Source organism: Cupriavidus sp. MEYA8 (genome assembly GCF_059278825.1).
In genome coordinates, this window is sequence record NZ_CM181222.1 from 1145919 (window position 1) to 1162038 (window position 16120).

15 protein-coding genes and 1 pseudogene are annotated in these 16120 nt (G+C 69.9%); 9 read left to right on the forward strand and 7 right to left on the reverse strand.

Features of this window, described 5'->3' with window-relative positions; genetic code table 11:
• Positions 1-190: 190 nt before the first annotated feature.
• Positions 191-3043 (reverse strand): M16 family metallopeptidase, encoded by a 2853-nt coding sequence (locus AC5WJ1_RS22290; protein ID WP_494476961.1) that lies wholly within the window; start codon positions 3041-3043, stop codon positions 191-193.
• 180 nt (positions 3044-3223) lie between these two features.
• Here AC5WJ1_RS22290 and AC5WJ1_RS22295 point away from each other — a divergent pair, with 180 nt between their 5' ends.
• Genes AC5WJ1_RS22295 through thpR form a run of 3 tightly spaced genes read left to right on the forward strand, consistent with a single transcriptional unit; the run spans position 3224 to position 5787 of the window.
• On the forward strand, positions 3224-4708 hold the full coding sequence (locus tag AC5WJ1_RS22295; RefSeq protein WP_135703337.1) for an AlkA N-terminal domain-containing protein: 1485 nt from the start codon (positions 3224-3226) through the stop codon (positions 4706-4708).
• Positions 4705-5208 carry a methylated-DNA--[protein]-cysteine S-methyltransferase gene (locus tag AC5WJ1_RS22300; RefSeq protein WP_135703336.1) on the forward strand — a complete coding sequence of 168 codons (504 nt, stop codon included), beginning with the start codon at positions 4705-4707 and terminating at the stop codon, positions 5206-5208. The genes AC5WJ1_RS22295 and AC5WJ1_RS22300 overlap by 4 nt, the downstream gene beginning before the upstream one ends.
• 9 nt (positions 5209-5217) lie before the next feature.
• Positions 5218-5787, forward strand: coding sequence for an RNA 2',3'-cyclic phosphodiesterase (gene thpR / locus AC5WJ1_RS22305; protein ID WP_135703335.1), 570 nt, complete (start codon positions 5218-5220; stop codon positions 5785-5787).
• Here thpR and AC5WJ1_RS22310 read toward each other — a convergent pair.
• Complete coding sequence (locus AC5WJ1_RS22310) at positions 5771-6406, reverse strand: LysE family transporter (RefSeq protein WP_434034341.1); 636 nt, start codon at positions 6404-6406, stop codon at positions 5771-5773. The two genes, thpR and AC5WJ1_RS22310, sit on opposite strands and share 17 nt — an antisense overlap.
• A 152-nt stretch (positions 6407-6558) precedes the next feature.
• On the opposite strand from AC5WJ1_RS22310, the gene AC5WJ1_RS22315 reads away from it, so the two are divergent.
• On the forward strand, positions 6559-7470 hold the full coding sequence (locus AC5WJ1_RS22315; RefSeq protein WP_135703334.1) for a LysR substrate-binding domain-containing protein: 912 nt from the start codon (positions 6559-6561) through the stop codon (positions 7468-7470).
• A gap of 198 nt (positions 7471-7668) precedes the next feature.
• A complete protein-coding gene (locus AC5WJ1_RS22320) occupies positions 7669-8436 on the forward strand; it encodes a flagellar brake protein (RefSeq protein WP_133095594.1) in 768 nt (255 codons plus the stop codon).
• Positions 8437-8463: 27 nt separating this feature from the next.
• Here the strand turns inward: AC5WJ1_RS22320 and AC5WJ1_RS22325 are convergent, their stop codons facing one another.
• From AC5WJ1_RS22325 to AC5WJ1_RS22335, 3 genes and pseudogenes are all read right to left on the reverse strand, one after another.
• Positions 8464-9312 (reverse strand): IclR family transcriptional regulator domain-containing protein, encoded by an 849-nt coding sequence (locus AC5WJ1_RS22325; RefSeq protein ID WP_135703333.1) that lies wholly within the window; start codon positions 9310-9312, stop codon positions 8464-8466.
• 114 nt (positions 9313-9426) lie between these two features.
• A pseudogene (locus AC5WJ1_RS22330) lies at positions 9427-9543 on the reverse strand (YeeE/YedE family protein); the annotation flags it as partial.
• Positions 9544-9834: 291 nt separating this feature from the next.
• Positions 9835-12165 (reverse strand): patatin-like phospholipase family protein, encoded by a 2331-nt coding sequence (locus AC5WJ1_RS22335; protein WP_135703331.1) that lies wholly within the window; start codon positions 12163-12165, stop codon positions 9835-9837.
• A 211-nt stretch (positions 12166-12376) separates the two neighbouring features.
• On the opposite strand from AC5WJ1_RS22335, the gene AC5WJ1_RS22340 reads away from it, so the two are divergent.
• The 4 genes from AC5WJ1_RS22340 (at position 12377) to AC5WJ1_RS22355 (ending at position 15234) form a co-directional block, all read left to right on the forward strand.
• Positions 12377-12751 carry a hypothetical protein gene (locus AC5WJ1_RS22340; protein ID WP_240745747.1) on the forward strand — a complete coding sequence of 125 codons (375 nt, stop codon included), beginning with the start codon at positions 12377-12379 and terminating at the stop codon, positions 12749-12751.
• A gap of 155 nt (positions 12752-12906) precedes the next feature.
• Complete coding sequence (locus AC5WJ1_RS22345) at positions 12907-13122, forward strand: oxidoreductase-like domain-containing protein (RefSeq protein WP_371704433.1); 216 nt, start codon at positions 12907-12909, stop codon at positions 13120-13122.
• On the forward strand, positions 13119-14021 hold the full coding sequence (locus AC5WJ1_RS22350) for an NAD-dependent protein deacetylase (RefSeq protein ID WP_434034344.1): 903 nt from the start codon (positions 13119-13121) through the stop codon (positions 14019-14021). Before AC5WJ1_RS22345 ends, AC5WJ1_RS22350 begins: the two co-directional genes overlap by 4 nt.
• A 298-nt stretch (positions 14022-14319) precedes the next feature.
• Positions 14320-15234, forward strand: coding sequence for a DMT family transporter (locus tag AC5WJ1_RS22355; RefSeq protein ID WP_195430349.1), 915 nt, complete (start codon positions 14320-14322; stop codon positions 15232-15234).
• On the opposite strand, the gene AC5WJ1_RS22360 is transcribed toward AC5WJ1_RS22355, so the two are convergent.
• Positions 15231-15788 carry a DUF1439 domain-containing protein gene (locus tag AC5WJ1_RS22360; RefSeq protein WP_135703329.1) on the reverse strand — a complete coding sequence of 186 codons (558 nt, stop codon included), beginning with the start codon at positions 15786-15788 and terminating at the stop codon, positions 15231-15233. The two genes, AC5WJ1_RS22355 and AC5WJ1_RS22360, sit on opposite strands and share 4 nt — an antisense overlap.
• Before the next feature lie 109 nt (positions 15789-15897).
• Positions 15898-16101: a SlyX family protein gene (locus AC5WJ1_RS22365; protein ID WP_133095601.1), complete on the reverse strand. Its 204-nt coding sequence runs from the start codon at positions 16099-16101 to the stop codon at positions 15898-15900.
• Between the last annotated feature and the right edge of the window lie 19 nt (positions 16102-16120).

Genomic DNA, 16120 nt, shown 5'->3' on the forward strand with positions numbered 1-16120 from the left:
CACCTCTTGTATCGACTTATACTGTACGAATATACAGTCAACCCGGGGTCGCGGCAAGAGCCTGCACCGCGGCGATGCCTACATGCCCGGCCTTGCGCGCCCCGGCCGTTAGCCTAGCCGCCCGGGCAGCTGCTGCCTGGCCGGTCCTGCGCTTCCCGCCAGTGCAGCCGAACTTTGTTTCCCCGGTATGTCAGGGCTGCGCGGCCGATGTGGCGCCGGCGGCTTCAGTGTTCGCCCCGCCGCCTGCCTGGCTGCCGCTGGCCGCCTCGCGTGCCTGAGTCGGCTGCGCCGCAGGCGCGCCGCTGAAGTCGCCCGCATAGACGCGCGACATGCCACCCGCCTGCATATAGCGCCGGATCGCGGCGTTGACCGATTCCGTCGTGGCCGCGCGCAGCCGAGCCTCGAGTTCCGCGGTGAAGGCCATGGTGCGGCCCAGGTAGAGCTGGTTGGCAAGCGCACCCGCCAGCGCCGCGTCATTGCTGCGGCTGACCGTGCCCTGCTGCAGCAGGCCGCTGACCGCTTCTGCCAGTTCCGGTGCGGTGATGCCGTCACGTGTGAAGCGCTCGAGCTCGTCGGCGACCGTGCGCTGCAAGCGCGCGAGGTTCTGCGGCGCGTATTGCGCCTGCACGCCGAAGCGGCCGGCGCGGTCGAGCGCGCCCACCTGTACCCAGCTGCTGGCGCCATAGCTCAACCCTTCCTGCTGGCGCAGGCGGTCGGCCAGCCGGCTGCGCAGGCTGGCACCACCCAGCACGCGGTTTGCGATCATCATCAGCGCATAGTCCGGCGAGTCGCTGGTCAGGTCGATCGGCGCCGCGGCCACGTAGACGGCATTGGCCTTGCCCGGCGCGGGCAGCGTGAATTCGGCCGGCGCAATCGGCACGAACGGCCGGTCGACGCGTTCAAACGGCTGCGCCGCGGTCCAGTCGCCGAACAGCTGCGCGACCTGCGCCGCCGCGGCCGGCGCATCGAAGTCGCCTACCAGGCTCAGTTGCGCATTGCCCGCGCCGTAGAAACGCGCGTGGAAATCGCGCACCTGCGCCAGCGTGGCCGCGCGCAGGTCGGCGATGTTCTCGGCAAAGCTGCGCGCGTGGCGCGGATCGCCCATGGGATACGGATCGCCGTGACGGCCCAGTGCGTTCGACGCCATCACGCCCGGCTGGCTCTGGATGCTTTCGATATCCGCGATGCTGGTCTTGCGCAGCGTCTCGAACTCCGCTTCGGGAAAGTCCGGCGCGCGCAGGATCTCGCGCAGCAGTGCCAGCAGTTCGGGCAGCTGCGTCCGGCGTGTCTCGAAGCTGACGGTCACGCGCTCCGAACTGCCGCCGATGCCGACGCGCGCGCGCAGCGCCTCGATGCGATCGGCGATCTGCTCGCGGTTCATGCCGGCGGCGCCGCGCCGAAGCATTGACGCGGTCATCGCCCCCACCGTGGTCAGCCCTTGCAGGCTCTGCACGTCGCCCATGCGCAGCACCAGCACGCCATGCACCACCTCGCCGCGCGCGGGCTTGGGCAACAGGGCTAGCTGCATGCCGTTGGCCAGCGTCTGGCGCGTGGTATGTGCGTCGATATTGGCGGGGCTGGGGTCGAACGGCGCGACCGCGGCCAGCGCCGGCTTGCCCTGGTAGCCGCTGACCATCGCGGCGACATCAGGCTTGCCGGGCACCTGCGCGCGGGCTGGCTGCGCGGACGGTACGAACAGGCCCACGGTGCGGTTTGACGACTGCAGGTAGTTCTGTGCCACGCGCTGCACGTCCGCCAGCGTGGTGGTCTCGATGCGATCGCGGTTCAGGAAGAACAGCCGCCAGTCGCCTTTTGCAATGGCCTCCGACAGGGCGATGCCAAGCGCGCCGGGGTCGCTCATGTAGTGGTCGTAGGCATTGCGCATGCGCACGCGTGCGCGTTCCAGCTCGGCTTCGGTCACGGGGGCCTCGGCAAAGCCTTCGACCTGCGTGATCAGGCCCGCGCGCGCGGCTGCCAGCGACTGGTCCCTGGACGTCTCCGCCATGAACAGCAGCGTGCCGGGGTCCTTCATCGCATAGAACGCGCTGCCGATCGAAGCGGCCTGGCCGCGCTCGACCAGCGCCTTGTACAGGCGCCCGCCGGGCGTGTCGCCGAGGATGATCGTCAGCAGCGACAGCGCCGTGGTGTCGGGATGTGCGCCGGGGCTGACGTGGTACTGCGCGGCCACCAGGCTGTTGTCGCCGGGCCGCATGATCACCAGTTCGCGCGCGCCTTCCTGCGCCGGCTCGACCGTATGCTCGGGCGGCAGCACGCGCGTGGGGCGCGGGATCGGGCCGAAGTAGCGCTCGATGCGTGCCAGCGTGGCGGCGGGATCGAACTTGCCCGCCACCACCAGCACCGCGTTGTCCGGCTGGTAGTAGCGCCGGTAGAACGCGCGCAGGTTGTCGATGCTGACGTTCTCGACGTCGCTGCGCGCGCCGATCGGTGCCTTGCCGTAGTTGTGCCAGCGGTATGCGGCGGACATGGTCTGCTGCATCAGCATGCGCGACGGGCTGTTCTCGCCCATTTCCATCTCGTTGCGCACCACAGTCATCTCGCTGTCGAGGTCGGCCTTGGACAGCACGCTGTTCACCATGCGGTCCGCTTCCATGCGCAGCGCCCAGTCGAGGTTTTCGTCGCTGGCGGCAAAGGTGCCGAAATAATTGGTACGGTCCTGCGTGGTGGTGCCGTTGACGCTCATGCCGCGCCGCGCGAACTCGGTCGGAATGGCCTTGCCCGGCAGCGAAGGCGTGCCCTTGAACAGCAGGTGCTCGAGCAGGTGGGCCATGCCGGTCTCGCCATAGTTCTCGTGGCGGCTGCCCACGAGGTAGGTGATATTGACCGTGGTGGTGGGCTTGGCCGCGTCCGGGGCCATGACGATGCGCAGGCCGTTGGGCAGGCGGTATTCGGTGATGCCCTCCACAGTGGCGACCTGCTGCGCCTGCGCAGGCGATGCCGCCGGCACCGGCTGCACGGGTTGCGCCGGCGCGGGCAGCGGGGCCAGCAAGGCAAGCATCGACAGGTGCAGGGCAAAACGGCGCATGGCATCTCCGGTGTGGGCTGGCTGCCGGGTAATGAGCTGAAGGGGGGCGCGGCAGTGGCGCAAAGCGCAATTCTAGCCGCCGCCCATACCCGGAACTGTGCCGCAGCCCACCTCTGCATGCCAGAGGGAAATGTCCGAATCCAGCCGGTGCCCAGGCGGCCGAAGCGGTAGCATGCCTGCATGAACCTTGATCCCGACACCTGCTACAAGGCCGTGGCATCGCATGACCGCCGCTTCGACGGGCGCTTCTTCGTAGGCGTCTCCTCGACCGGTGTGTACTGCCGGCCGGTGTGCGCAGTACGCACCCCCAAGCGCGAGAACTGCACCTTCTACGAAAGTGCCGCCGCCGCCGAGAAGCACGGCTTCCGGCCCTGCCTGCGCTGCCGCCCGGAACTGGCGCCCGGGCACGGGCTTGCCGATATCTCGGGCCGGCTCGCGCAGGCCGCCGCCACGCTGATCGACGAAGGCTTCATGGCCGAAGGCAGCGTCACCACGCTGGCCGCGCGCATCGGCGTGACCGAGCGGCATTTGCGGCGCCTGTTCGATGCGCAGTTCGGTGTCTCGGTGCTCGAGTACGCGCAGACCCAGCGGCTGCTGCTGGCCAAGCGCCTGCTGGCCGACACCGCGCTGCCGGTGACCGAGGTGGCGCTGGCGGCCGGCTTCGGCAGCGTGCGCCGCTTCAACGATGTGCTGAAGACGCGCTACGGCCTGACCCCGCTCGCGCTGCGCCGGCGCGCTGCCGACGGCGTGGCCGACCGGCTCGTGTTCGAGCTTGGCTACCGGCCGCCGCTGGCGTGGGAGGCGCTGCTGGGCTTCCTGGCCGCGCGCGCGGTGGATGGCATCGAAGAGATCCGCGACGGCGCCTATGCGCGCACGCTGCGCGTGGAAGCGGGCGGCACCGTGCATGACGGCTGGGTCCGCATTGAGCATGTGCCGCGCCGCATGGTGTTGCGCGTGACCTTGTCGGCGTCGCTGGCGCGCGCGATCCCGCAGGCGCTGGGCAAGGTGCGGCGCCTGTGCGACCTGGGCTGCCGCCCCGATGTGGTCGACCGCCATCTCGGCGAACTCGCGCAGGCCGTGCCGGGCATGCGGTTGCCGGGCAGCGTCGACGGGTTTGAGATTGCCGTGCGTGCGGTGGTGGGTCAGGTCATTTCGGTGGCGCACGCGCGCCGCATCCTGGCCGCACTGGCGCAGCGCGCGGATTCGGCGGCAACGCTGCCCGATGCCCTGCCGGGCAGTCTGCGCTACCTGTTCCCGAGCGCCGCCGCCATCGCCGCCATGCCGCCGCAGGACCTGCGCGACGCCGGCGTGCCGGCGGGCAAGGCGCACACGTTGCAGGCGCTGGCGCAGCGCGTGGCCGACGGCACACTCGCGCTTGACGCGCACGCGCCGCCCGAAGCGACCGTCGCGGCGCTGCGCGCCATCGACGGCATCGGCGACTGGACCGCGCAGTACGTCGCCATGCGCGCGCTGGGCTGGCCCGATGCCTTCCCTGGCACCGACTATGCGCTGCGCAAGGTGCTGGGCGTCGGCACCGTCAGTGCAATGCACGCGCGCACTGCGCAATGGGCGCCGTGGCGCGCCTATGCGGCGGTCCACCTGTGGCATCGCTATGAGACCATGAAGGACGCGCCCGCCGCGTCCGAACCGGAGACCATGACATGAGCAGCTATCGCCAGATCGACAGCCCGCTGGGCACCATGCTGTTGCGCGCGGAAGGGACGCACCTGACCGGCGTCTTCTTCGCGGGGCAGAAGTACTATCCCGCCAACGTGGCAGCAAGCAGTGGCGAAGCATCGCTGCAGGAGGCGGCCGTGCTCGAACGCGCCGCGCTGGAGCTGGCCGAATACTTCGCCGGCAAGCGCGACGCCTTTACCGTGCCGGTGCGCTTCGCGGGCAGCCCGTTCCAGCAGCGCGTCTGGCACGCGCTGCAGGCCATTCCATGCGGCGCAACGGCGTCCTACGGCGAACTGGCCGGCGCCCTCGGCCTGCCGCCGACGCACGCGCGCGCGGTCGGCGGCGCGGTGGGGCGCAACCCGCTGTCCGTCATCGTGCCCTGCCATCGCGTGCTCGGCACTGCCGGCGCGCTGACGGGCTACGCCGGCGGCATCGAGCGCAAGCGCGCGCTGTTGCGGCGCGAGGGTGTCGGCCCGGCGGGCGCTTGAGCCGGCGCCATGCCGCGCCTGTTTTTCGCCGTGGAAGTGCCGCCGGCGCGGGCGGAGCGGTTGCTGTCGACCCTGCCGGAGGCGACCGGCCTGCGCCCGGTGCCGGCCACGCAGGTTCATCTGACCCTGCATTTCCTCGGCGAATGCGGCGTGCCCGAGGCGCAGCTGAACGCCGCGCTCGACGGACTCGCAGCGCCCGCCTTCACGCTGCAGGCTGCAGGCACCGGCCGCTTCCGGACCGGCCAGGGCTCGGTGCTGTGGGCCGGCCTCGCGCCGGGTCCCGGGCTTGACGCACTGCGCGCGCTGCATGCCGCGGTGGGGCAGGCGCTGGCACAGGCCGCCGGCATCGAGCCGGAGCGCCGCCGCTACCACCCACACCTGACGCTGGCACGCTGCCGCCCGACGGTACCCGAGGCCATGTTGCGCGCCTGGCTCGACGCGCAACGGATGCTCGCCAGCGATCCCTGGCCGGTGCAGCGGCTGGTGCTGTTCGAAAGCCGGCTGGGACCGCAGGGCGCGGAGCACCTCGTGCTGCAGGCGTGGCCACTGGCCCGGCCTGCTGCTACGCCAGGTTGCTGAGCCCCAGCGCGGCCCCGAGCCCGCACAGCACCGACCCGATGGCGCCGTCCAGCAGACGTTGGCGGCGCAGCATCGCCGCCCGCAACGCCGGCGCGGCGAATACACCGGCCACCAGGCTGAACCACGCCAGGTGCGCCAGCGACATGAACGCACCGTAGCCGAACTGCACCGGCACCGGCGTGTGCGCGTCGACCACCTGCGTATAGGTGCTGACCACGAACAGCGTGCATTTCGGGTTCAGCGCATTGGTCAGGAAGCCCATGCGCAAGGCCGCGGCCGGCCGCAGTGCCGGGGCGCCGTGCAGGTCGACCGCCAGCGGCGCGCGCCGGCGCAGCGTCTGCAGGCCGATCCACACCAGGTAGGCCGCGCCCAGCGCCTTCACCACCGTCAGCACGCTGTGCGCATGCGCCATCAGCAGCGCCACGCCGAACATCGTGTACAGCACATGGACCTGCACCCCCATTGCGATGCCAAGGGCGCTGAGCAGCCCGGCGCGGCGGCCGTACAGGTAGCTGTTGCGGGTCACCATGGCGAAATCCGGGCCGGGGCTGACCACGGCGAGCACGGTCACGGCGGCGACCGCCAGCGGTTCGACGACTGGAAGGGCAACTGGAATCATTTTGTGTGAGGTTACGTTGGGGTTGAGAGCCGATCGCCGCCGCCGGACTAGGCCGGCACGGCAAAGCGTACCCAATTCTGCGTGCCACAAACGAGACTCACAACCGATATATACTCGCGCAAATACGTGAGAAAAACTGACTGAAAATCCCGATGCACTGGCTGGGCTGGATCCGCTTTTTCGAGGCTGCCGCACGCCACGAGAGCTTCGTGCGCGCGGCCGAAGAACTGCACCTGACCCACGGCGCGGTCAGCCGGCAGATCCGCCAGCTGGAAGACACGCTCGGCGTGGCACTGTTCGAGCGGCGCAACCGCGGCGTCTTCCTGACCGATGCGGGGCGCACGCTGTTCGCCGCCGCTTCACAGTCAATGGAGATGCTGGCCGGCGCCGCGGCGCGCATCCGCACCCAGCCGCCTGGCCGGGCGCTGGTGCTGTCGTGCGAGCCGACCGTGGCAATGCGCTGGCTGATCCCGCGCCTGCCGCGCTTTGCCGCGCGCCACCCTGACATCCCGCTGCACCTGATGGCGGCGGGCGGCCCGATCGATTTCGCGCGCAGCGGCGCCGACCTGGCGCTGCGGCGCAATGACTTCGCCTTCGAGCCGCGCTGGCACGCGCGCGAGGTGGCGCAGGAATGGGTCGGGCCGGTGTGCCGCCCGCTGCTGGCCCAGGGTCCCGCCGCTGTTCCGGCACGGCTGCATACGCGCACCCGGCCCGATGCCTGGCAACGCTGGCTGGCTGCCGCCGGCCCTGACGCGCAGGCCGTCCGCTTCGAGGGCGATGCCTGGTACGAGCACTTCTACCTGAGCCTGCAGGCCGCGGCGGCGGGCCTCGGCTGGGCCATGGCTTCGCGGCTGATGGCCGCCGACGAGATCGCCGACGGGCGCCTGGCTGCCCCGTTCGGCTTCACGCCGGACGGGTCGGCGTACCATCTGTTGTCGCCGGCGCCGTTCGAGCACGACACGCGCCGGCTGCTGCTGCTCGCGTGGCTGCGCGACGAGGCGCAGGCAATGCTGGCGCCGGCCGCATCCCCGGCGGGGCCGCCATTGGAGCCGAAGGACGCCTGAAAGCGGCGCAGGCGCTACCCCCCGTAAGTCTGTGCTCAAGTTCTGCCACAGTTTTGCCGAAGGTGTCGCCATGAGTCTTGCCGGACGCGGGGGCACGCGCTTAACATGCGGCGCGCGGCCGGCAGGCCGACTGGCTGCCGCGCCCCCACTACACCCCCAGCCGGCGGCATCCCGCTATACCAGACGTTGCGTGAATCCATGAATCAGCACGAAGCCACCGGGGCCGGCACCGGAACCGAGACCGACACTGCCGCCGCCGACACGCCGGCGGACGATCGTTACCGCCTCACGCACAACTCCCAGATCGGCACCGTGCTGCGCGACCTGTCGTGGCAGAAGTGCATGCTGAGCGTGCGCACCCGTACCGGGCACCAGTTCGTCACCTCGATCCTGCAGGTCGATCCGGTCAACCGGACCTTCGTGTTCGACTGGTGCAATGCCGACGCCGAGCGGCAGTCGCTGATGACCTCGGAAGAGAATGCATTCTCGGGTTTGCTGCGCGGCGTGCCGGTGAACTTTATGGTGGGGCAGCCGGCCGCGACCCGCTTCGAGCAAGGCCCGGCCTTTGTCGTCGAATTTCCGGAGAAGCTCTATCACTTCCAGCGCCGCCGCCATTTCCGCGCGCGCACACTGGTGACCAAGGGCTACCGCTGCGAAATCCGGGGCGCCGACAATGCGCTGCTGTGCCTGGACATTGCCGACCTGTCGCTGTCCGGCGTCGGGCTGCGCTCCAAGAGCGTCACCGAGGAACAGTTGCCGGTCGGTACCACCGTGGCCAAGTGCCGTCTCGACTTCCGCGAGCTGGGCAAGGTCGAGCTCGACCTGCAGGTGGTTGGCCACTGGCTGGTCGGCCATGACGGCAACGCCATCCACCACTTCGGCTGCGCCTTTATCAATCCGGACGGCCGTATGGAGAACTTCCTGCAGCGGCTGGTATTCGCGCTGGAGCTGGCGCACCGGGGCTGAACATCCCGGCGCGCGAGGCGCGGCCCGTCAGGAGCCGATCAGCCGCCCGATGGCCGCCGCGGCTTCGCGCATCGGCGGCAGCAGCCGCGTGATCATCTCGCTTTCCGGTACGCGCGCGGCGCGCACGCTCACGCTCAGGCCAGCCAGCACGATGCCGGAGGCCGAGCGCACCGGCACGGAAATCGCGCGCAGGCCCGGCTCCAGCTCCTCGTCGACGATCACGTAGTCGACTTCGCGTGCCCGCGCGAAGCATGCCTCCAGCTCCTGCCGCGACACCTTGGTCTGCAGCGTGCGCGGACGCAGCTCGGCATGCTCGAAAAAGCCGTCGAGCACCGAGGCCGGCTGGTGCGCCAGCAGCAGCCGGCCGTTGGAGGTGCAGTAGGCCGGCAGGCGGCTGCCCATGCCCAGCGAGTAGTTCAGGACCCGCTGCACTTCGGAGCGGACCAGGTAGAGGATGTCGGTGCCGTCGAGGATGGCCAGCGCGCAGGTCTCGTGGATGCGCGCGCTCAGGTTGTCCAGGATCGGCTGCGCCAGCGACACCAGCGAGGTCGAAGAGAAATACGCATGCCCCAGGTGCAGCACCCGCGGGCGCAGCGCGAACTGGCCCTCCTGCTGGCTGACATAGCCAAGCTGCTCCAGCGTATAGAGGCAGCGCCGCACCGAGGCGCGCGACAGCTGCGTGCGCTGCGCCACCTGCGAGATGGTCAGCGGACGCTTGCGTTCCGAGAAGGCCTCCAGCACGGTCAGCCCGCGCGCCAGCGACAGCATGAAATTGGGATCGCCGGCAAAGCTGCTCAGCAAATCGGCCTGCGGCCGGGCGACGCGGACGGTGTCGGCCTGTGCATGGCCGAGACCGATGGGGCGGAGGACTTCCATTGGGCTGTGCTTGTCCGGGTTCGTTGTTCGATAATCGCGCAATCTTAAACCGGCTTGGCGCAACGGGCCAGCATTGCGTGCATCCAACTGTGTCCCGGTGGCCACGATGCGCGTTTAGTGATCGATGCGATACCTCCCGAGCAGGTGGCGTTGCACCAGCACCGTCAGGAAGCCCGCCGCCATGAAGGTCAGCGTGGCCACCAGCGAGCGCACCGGACCACGCGACAGGCCGCTGTGAAATGGTGAAACCGATCTGCATGGAAACCTCCGCGAGTGCGGCCGGCAGCGCGGCCCGAGGCGGGGATAGGAGGTGGGCAACCATGCTCGCGGCCGTTGCCCGAATGCGGCGACCGCCCATAAAAAAGTCGCCGCTGGGGCAGCGGCGACCGGGGAAGGGTCGTCATTCAAGAGGGGGTCTTGCTGACGGGAAAAGTATAGACCTTTGAATTAAGACATTACATACAACTTCGGTGGGGTACGCTCGCATCACACGCGCGGCCCACGTTGCGGTGGACCCGCGTCTCAGAACGGCTTGCCGAGGAAGAGGTAGAAGCTGTATGTCCCGGCCGCGGCCCGGCCATAGGCGAAATAGAGTGGCCCGAGCGGGCTGTCCAGCGCCAGGAACAGCGATCCCGACTTGAGCAGCCCGGTCGGGCTTCCCGGCACCAGCGGCGCACCCATGCGGCCTGCCTCCAGCGAGAAGCCGGCGTAGATGCCCTGCAGCAGCGTCTGCCGCGCCAGTTTGTTGTAGTAGACCAGCCGCGCAAACTGCAGGTTGCCGCCCAGCAGTTGCCCGGTCGCATAGCCGGATTGCTGCAGGAAGCCGCCCCACTGGAACAGGTCATAGCGCGGCAGCGGGTTGCCGACATTGGTGCCGGCCTTGAGCCCGAGCGACACGGTATGGTTTCCGATCGAATGGGCATACACCAGGTCGCCCTGCGCCTTGATATAGGAATCGTCGGCACCGAGTCCCGGTTGCGAGGCATAGACCCGCAACGAGCCAGCATAGCCGAAGCGCGGGAAGTCGACGCTGTCGAGCTGGTCGAAGAAGAGCCGGCCGGTAATTGCGCCGCGCTTGATCCTGCCGGGGCCCGGCGACAGCGCCTCCGGGCCGGTGCTCAGCGTGGCGTCCAGCGTGCCGGTCTGCACGCCCAGCCGCAGCTCACCGTACTTGGTGAACTGGCTGCCCACGTCCAGCGCTACGTCAAGGCGGCGCAGGTCATAGGTGGCCAGGCGGGTGCTGCCCTGGAACACGTTGACCGGGCGGCGCTCCAGCTCGATGCGCGGGGCGATGAAGAAGTACTGGCGCGTGTTCAGCGGCTGGTAGAACTCGCTCGTCAGCGAAGTAGTCTGGCCCACCTGCAGATCGGTGCGCCATTCGGCGCCAAGCGAGTTCAGCCAGGTGCGCCGGTAGCTGCCGATCAGGTTGAAGAACGCATCGCCGCGGAAGTCCGTGCTGAGCCCGAGGCCAAAGCGCAGGTAGTCCGGCCCGTACGATTTCTCGACCGCATTGACCACTAGGATGCGCTTGCCCGGCTCTTCCATGATGCCGTAGTTGACGTGCTCGAAGTCGCCGGTGCCGAACAGCCGCCGCATGTCCTGGTCGAGCGTGGCCTGGTCAAGCGGCTCGCCCGGCTTGGTCTCCATCACCGCCGTCGCAAACTCGGGATTGACGCGGTGCAGCGGCGCCAGCTCGATCGCATCCACCGGCCGCGTGTCGGGCGGCGACACCGCCTGCTGCGCCGCGCGCAGCTGCGCATACTGCGCCGGCGGCAGTGCCAGCGGCGCGAGGCGCTCGGCCACCTTGCGCGCCGCGGCTTCGCCGATGGGGATGGTGGCGGTCAGGTGGTCGAAGTCGGTCGCGGAAAAATCGCCGAGCGCGGGCTCGATCAGCACGTCGGCGGGGCCCAGCGAGGCCAGCGAGGCGCGCACGTTCTGCTCGGTCAGGATGTTGAGCATCTGGCCTGTCACGCCGATGACCGAGGTCAGCTCCTCGCGCTTCATCAGCGGCGTGCCGAGGTTGACGGCGATGATGACATCGGCGCCCATCGCGCGCGCCACGCCGACCGGCAGGTTGTCGGTGAGCCCGCCGTCGACCAGCAGCCTTCCCTGGTATTCCGCCGGCGCCACCGCGCCCGGCACCGACATGCTGGCGCGCATCACGTTGGCCAGCTCGCCGGCGTTGAACACGACCGGCGTGCCGGCGACGAGGTCGGTGGCGACGGCGCGGTAGGGGATCGGCAGCTTGTCGAAGTCGCGGTAGCCGGGCGTGCGCGCCAGCTGGCGCAGCACCGTCTCAAGCTGCACGCCCGAGACCGCGCCCTTGGGCAGCAGCAGCCCTCTCGTTTGCACGCCGATCTCGGGCGTGAACAGGTTGGTGAAATCGTCCTGCTTGCGGCGCACGGTCAGGTCCTTGCGCGGCGGGCGTTCCTTGAACAGCTTTTCGGTGCTCAGCCCGCTGACCAGCCGTTCCATCTCGGCGGGCGACATGCCGGTGGCATAGGCGCCGCCCACCAGCGAGCCCATGCTGGTGCCGGCGATGCAGTCCACCGGCACGCGCAGATCCTCCAGCACCTTGAGCACACCGATATGCGCGGCGCCGCGCGCACCGCCGCCGGACAGCACCAGGCAGATGCGCGGACGCGCGCCGCGGGCCGGCGCGGCGCTCACGGCGGGTGTGTCGATCGCGGCGGGTGCCGGGGGCATGATCGCTGGTGCCGGCGCGAGTGCGGAGTCAGGCGTTGCGTCCGGCGCTGCGTCCGGCGCGGCCCGGGCGCCAACGGCAAGGCAAGCCGCCAGCGCGAGCGCTGCCAGCCGCAGGATCCGCAACCCCCAGGGTGTGGCTGCCTTCATGTCGTCGTCCGTTCAGCAGGCAGCCGCAATGCGGCGCCGGTTGCCCGGTCTGTGCGCGGCCGGGATGGGCGTCGGCTTATCTTCGGGCAAAACGCGGCGCACGGGCCGCCTGGAGTGCGCGCCGCAAAACAATTCATCATGCCGCTCGGAAGCGTGCAGATCGGCATCCGCTGCCGGGAGCGCACTGCACAGGCCGCTTGCAGTGACTAAGATGAACGCAGACCAGGGCGGGCGCAGCCCGCACAGAGGGGGAATCGCCATGACCGCACTGGTGGAGTGGACCCGCGAACATACCTGCCGGCTGTTCCCGATGTCGGCCGAATACCATCGCGCCGGGGGCAGCGAGGTGCAGGTGAGCTGGCAGGCCGAGCCGCCCGGCTCGCCCGGCCGCTGCCGCATCAGCGCGTCGCTGGCATTCGACCAGGACGTGATTGACGCCGTCTACCTGGCCGACCCGGCCGAGCTGGCCCGCATCGGCGCGCGGCTGGCAGACGTGGTGGCGCGCTGGCTTGCCGACGACGACATCGCCTGCCTGTCCGGCACCGCGCTGGTGATCCCGGTCGGAAGCGTGCTGCTGAACCACTGAGCGCCACTGGCCCGGCGCTGCAGCCACGTGGCGGGTGGCGGGGTGGTCGGCGGCGTGGTGGGCGGCGTGGGGGCGGCGTGGGGGCGGCGTGGTTGGCGCCGGCGGCATATACTGGCGGCTGATCCGCCATTTCCGCCCGCAGCGGCGTGCAGTCCGTGTCCCAAGTGTCTCCCGTCAACCCTGTCGCCAACCCCGCGGACGACCCGCGCCCCGTGCCGCCCGAACGGCCCGGCGACGACGAATGCTGCGGCTCCGGCTGCGATCCGTGCATCTTCGATTTCTACTACCAGGAGCTGGACCGCTATCGCGAGGAACTGCGCGCGTGGGAGGCGCGCCACGCGGCGCGGCACGCGGAGGATCCGGCCAGTTGAACGCGCTGCTCGACTTCGTGCGGCGCCATCCGCGCCTGTTCGTGCTGACCGGCGCCGGCATCAGCACGGATTCCGGCATCCCCGGCTATCGCGACGCGCGCGGCCAGTGGCAGCGTTCGCAACCGATCACGCTGCAGGCCTTCCTAGGCTCGCACGCCGGGCGCCAGCGCTACTGGGCGCGCAGCATGCTTGGCTGGCCGGTGGCGTGGCAGGCGCGGCCCAACGGCGCGCACCATGCGCTCGCCCGGCTGGGCGAGCATGGCCGCCTGGGCGCGCTGGTCACGCAGAATGTCGACGGCCTGCACCAGCGCGCCGGCAGCCGCGACGTGATCGAGCTGCACGGCAGCCTGGCCAGCGCCATTTGCCTGGACTGCGGCGCACGCCATGACCGCGCCGGCCTGCAGGACTGGCTGCTGGACCAGAACGCCGCGCTGCGCGACGTGATCGCCGAGCCCGCCGCCGATGGCGACGTGCATTTCGAATCGCCGCTGTTCGCGCAGTTCCGCGTGCCCGAGTGCGGGCGCTGCGGCGGCATCCTCAAGCCTGACGTGGTCTTCTTCGGCGAGTCGGTCCCGCGCGTGCGCGTCGATGCCGCGCGCGCGGCGCTCGAGGCCGCCGACGCGGTGCTGGTGGTGGGCTCGTCGCTGATGGTGTATTCGGGCTACCGCTTCTGTGTCTGGGCCGGGCAGATGGGCAAGCAGGTGGCGGCGCTCAACCTGGGCACCACGCGCGCGGACGATATGCTGGCGCTGAAGGTCGAAGCCGGCTGCGCGCCCACGTTGCAGGCGCTGGTGGCGCAGCTCGAACTCCGGCGCGACCCGGCACACCACCCGTTGACGCGGCCGCCTTGCAGGCATAGCATCGCCAGATCTTCGAATCCTTTCCCGATTTCGTCATGAACGCAGACCGCCAACGCCCCGTCATCGCCGCGCCACCGTGCGACGCGATGCCGCGCGTGCGTCGCCAGCCTGCGTTCGTCGCTGTCGCACCGCCGCCGTTCTCCGCCGGCGCGCATCCGCCCCCGCCGCCACGCGGCTGACGGGCGCGCATCGCGGCCCGCATCACAGCTCCCCGGTTTTCACGCCTGCGCGTGCCTGACGGCACGGCAGCCGCGCGCCTGTGCGCCGCTGCCGGCTGCCGCAGTTGCTATGCGCGCTTGCGCGCCGGGGTCTGCCAGGCTTTCGACAGATGACATCCATGACCACCGAAAAAGACTGCGCGGCGCAACTGGGCGCCGCGACCCACGCCCGGCATGCGGTATCCGCCGCGTTCTGGGCCACACCCCTGTTCGTGCTGCTGTGGAGCAGCGGCGCCATCGCGGCGCGCCTCGGGCTGGACCATGCCACGCCCTTTGCCTTGCTGACGCTGCGCTTCGCCATCACGCTGGCGGTGCTTGGCGCCATCGGCCTGGCACGCGGCCACCTGCTGCCGCCGCGCGGCGAACGGCTGCATGTGGCGCTGACCGGCCTGCTGCTGATTGGCGGCTACGCCGTGTTCTACTTCCTTGCGCTCGACCATGGCATGACGCCTGGTGTGCTGGCCACCGTGCTGGGCGCGCAACCGATGCTGACCCTGCTGCTGACCGAGCGACGCTACAGCACCACCCGCATCGCGGGCCTGGCGCTCGCGCTCGCCGGGTTGGCACTGGTGGTCGCCGACAGCCTGCTGCTGGCACGGCTTTCTGTGGCGGGCGTGTCGTGCGGGCTGGCAGCGCTGGCCTGCATGACCGTCGGCGCCATCCTGCAGAAGCGCATCGCGCGCGCGCCGGCGCAGGTGTTGCCGCTGCAGTATGGCGCCAGCCTCGCGGCATGCCTGCTGTGCCTGCCGTTCCAGCCCTTTGCCTTCGAGGTATCGCTGGCGTTCGCGCTGCCGCTGCTGTGGCTGACGCTCGGCATCTCGATCGGCGCCACGCTGTTGTTCTACCGCCTGATCCGCGCGGGCAACCTGGTCAATGTGACCAGCCTGTTCTACCTGGTGCCTGCGGGCACCGCGGTGCTGGACTACCTGCTGCTGGGCAACCGGATGGCGCCGCTGGCGCTTGCCGGGATGGCGGCGGTGCTGGCGGGACTGGCGCTGGTGTTCCGCGGCGCGCGCGAAACGGCGCGGCGTTAGCGGTTCTTCACTTCAACTCGCACTTCTTCCTTGCCGACCGTGATGGTCCCCGGCTCGACCTCCTTGCCGCCGAAGTGCAGTTCCTCGGGCTTGAAGGTATAGACCGGATAGTCCTTCAGCAGCTGCTGCGCAACGACCGCGCCAATGGCGTTGAGTTGCTCGCGGTACTGGGCCATGCCGGCAACTTCCACCTGTTGCACCGTGGGGTTGTCGAGCAGCACGGCCCGCTTGCCGGAGTCGTAGCGCACGCCGCTGTTGAGCGCCAGCTTGCCGTCGACCGGCGGCGAGGGCAGCAGCGCGTTGGTCAGGCGGGCCTCGACATGGGTGATGAGCCGGTTGCTGGCCTCGTCTAGCACCAGCCGGGGGTGGCTAAGCTGTACGGTCACCACTTCCGCGTAGCGCAGCGTGGCGGGAAAACGCTGATCCAGCGCGGCCTGCAGTTCCTGGCGGGTGAGCGTGTATTCGCCGGTCCAGACGTTGTAGCCGGCCAGCGCGGGCGTAGCCGCGGCGAAGACGGCCGCGGCGGCAAGGAGCAGGGAGGGGCGCAGGCGCATGTGGCGGATGGTGCGCGCCTTGACGGCGCGGCGTGGATGGAGTCAGCCAGTCAGACCGCGCGCGCGGGATGGCGTTCCGTCACATAGCCCCGGCGCGCATGCGCGCAGGTCAGTAATGCGGCGGGATTTCCTGCAGGGGATCGGACTCTGCCGCCGTCGACGTGGCGCTGCGCAATTGCTGGTACAGCGCGCGGAACTGCTCCTGCAGCAGGTCGATCTGCTGCTGCTGGCGCGCCACCGTGGTGTTGAGCGTTTCGAGCAGGTCTTCCTGGAAGGCGAGCTTGATTTCGAGTTCGGTGATGCGTTCGTCCATGGCGCGTGGCTGTCGTGGG

Coding starts and splice junctions, on each gene's coding strand:
- thpR (WP_135703335.1), top strand. CDS start 5,218: ATGCCGCGCCTGTTTTTCGCCGTGGAAGTGCCGCCGGCGCGGGCGGAG.
- AC5WJ1_RS22315 (WP_135703334.1), top strand. CDS start 6,559: ATGCACTGGCTGGGCTGGATCCGCTTTTTCGAGGCTGCCGCACGCCAC.
- AC5WJ1_RS22335 (WP_135703331.1), bottom strand. CDS start 12,165: ATGAAGGCAGCCACACCCTGGGGGTTGCGGATCCTGCGGCTGGCAGCG.
- AC5WJ1_RS22340 (WP_240745747.1), top strand. CDS start 12,377: ATGAACGCAGACCAGGGCGGGCGCAGCCCGCACAGAGGGGGAATCGCC.
- AC5WJ1_RS22290 (WP_494476961.1), bottom strand. CDS start 3,043: ATGCGCCGTTTTGCCCTGCACCTGTCGATGCTTGCCTTGCTGGCCCCG.
- AC5WJ1_RS22365 (WP_133095601.1), bottom strand. CDS start 16,101: ATGGACGAACGCATCACCGAACTCGAAATCAAGCTCGCCTTCCAGGAA.
- AC5WJ1_RS22300 (WP_135703336.1), top strand. CDS start 4,705: ATGAGCAGCTATCGCCAGATCGACAGCCCGCTGGGCACCATGCTGTTG.
- AC5WJ1_RS22310 (WP_434034341.1), bottom strand. CDS start 6,406: ATGATTCCAGTTGCCCTTCCAGTCGTCGAACCGCTGGCGGTCGCCGCC.
- AC5WJ1_RS22355 (WP_195430349.1), top strand. CDS start 14,320: ATGACCACCGAAAAAGACTGCGCGGCGCAACTGGGCGCCGCGACCCAC.
- AC5WJ1_RS22295 (WP_135703337.1), top strand. CDS start 3,224: ATGAACCTTGATCCCGACACCTGCTACAAGGCCGTGGCATCGCATGAC.
- AC5WJ1_RS22320 (WP_133095594.1), top strand. CDS start 7,669: ATGAATCAGCACGAAGCCACCGGGGCCGGCACCGGAACCGAGACCGAC.
- AC5WJ1_RS22325 (WP_135703333.1), bottom strand. CDS start 9,312: ATGGAAGTCCTCCGCCCCATCGGTCTCGGCCATGCACAGGCCGACACC.
- AC5WJ1_RS22360 (WP_135703329.1), bottom strand. CDS start 15,788: ATGCGCCTGCGCCCCTCCCTGCTCCTTGCCGCCGCGGCCGTCTTCGCC.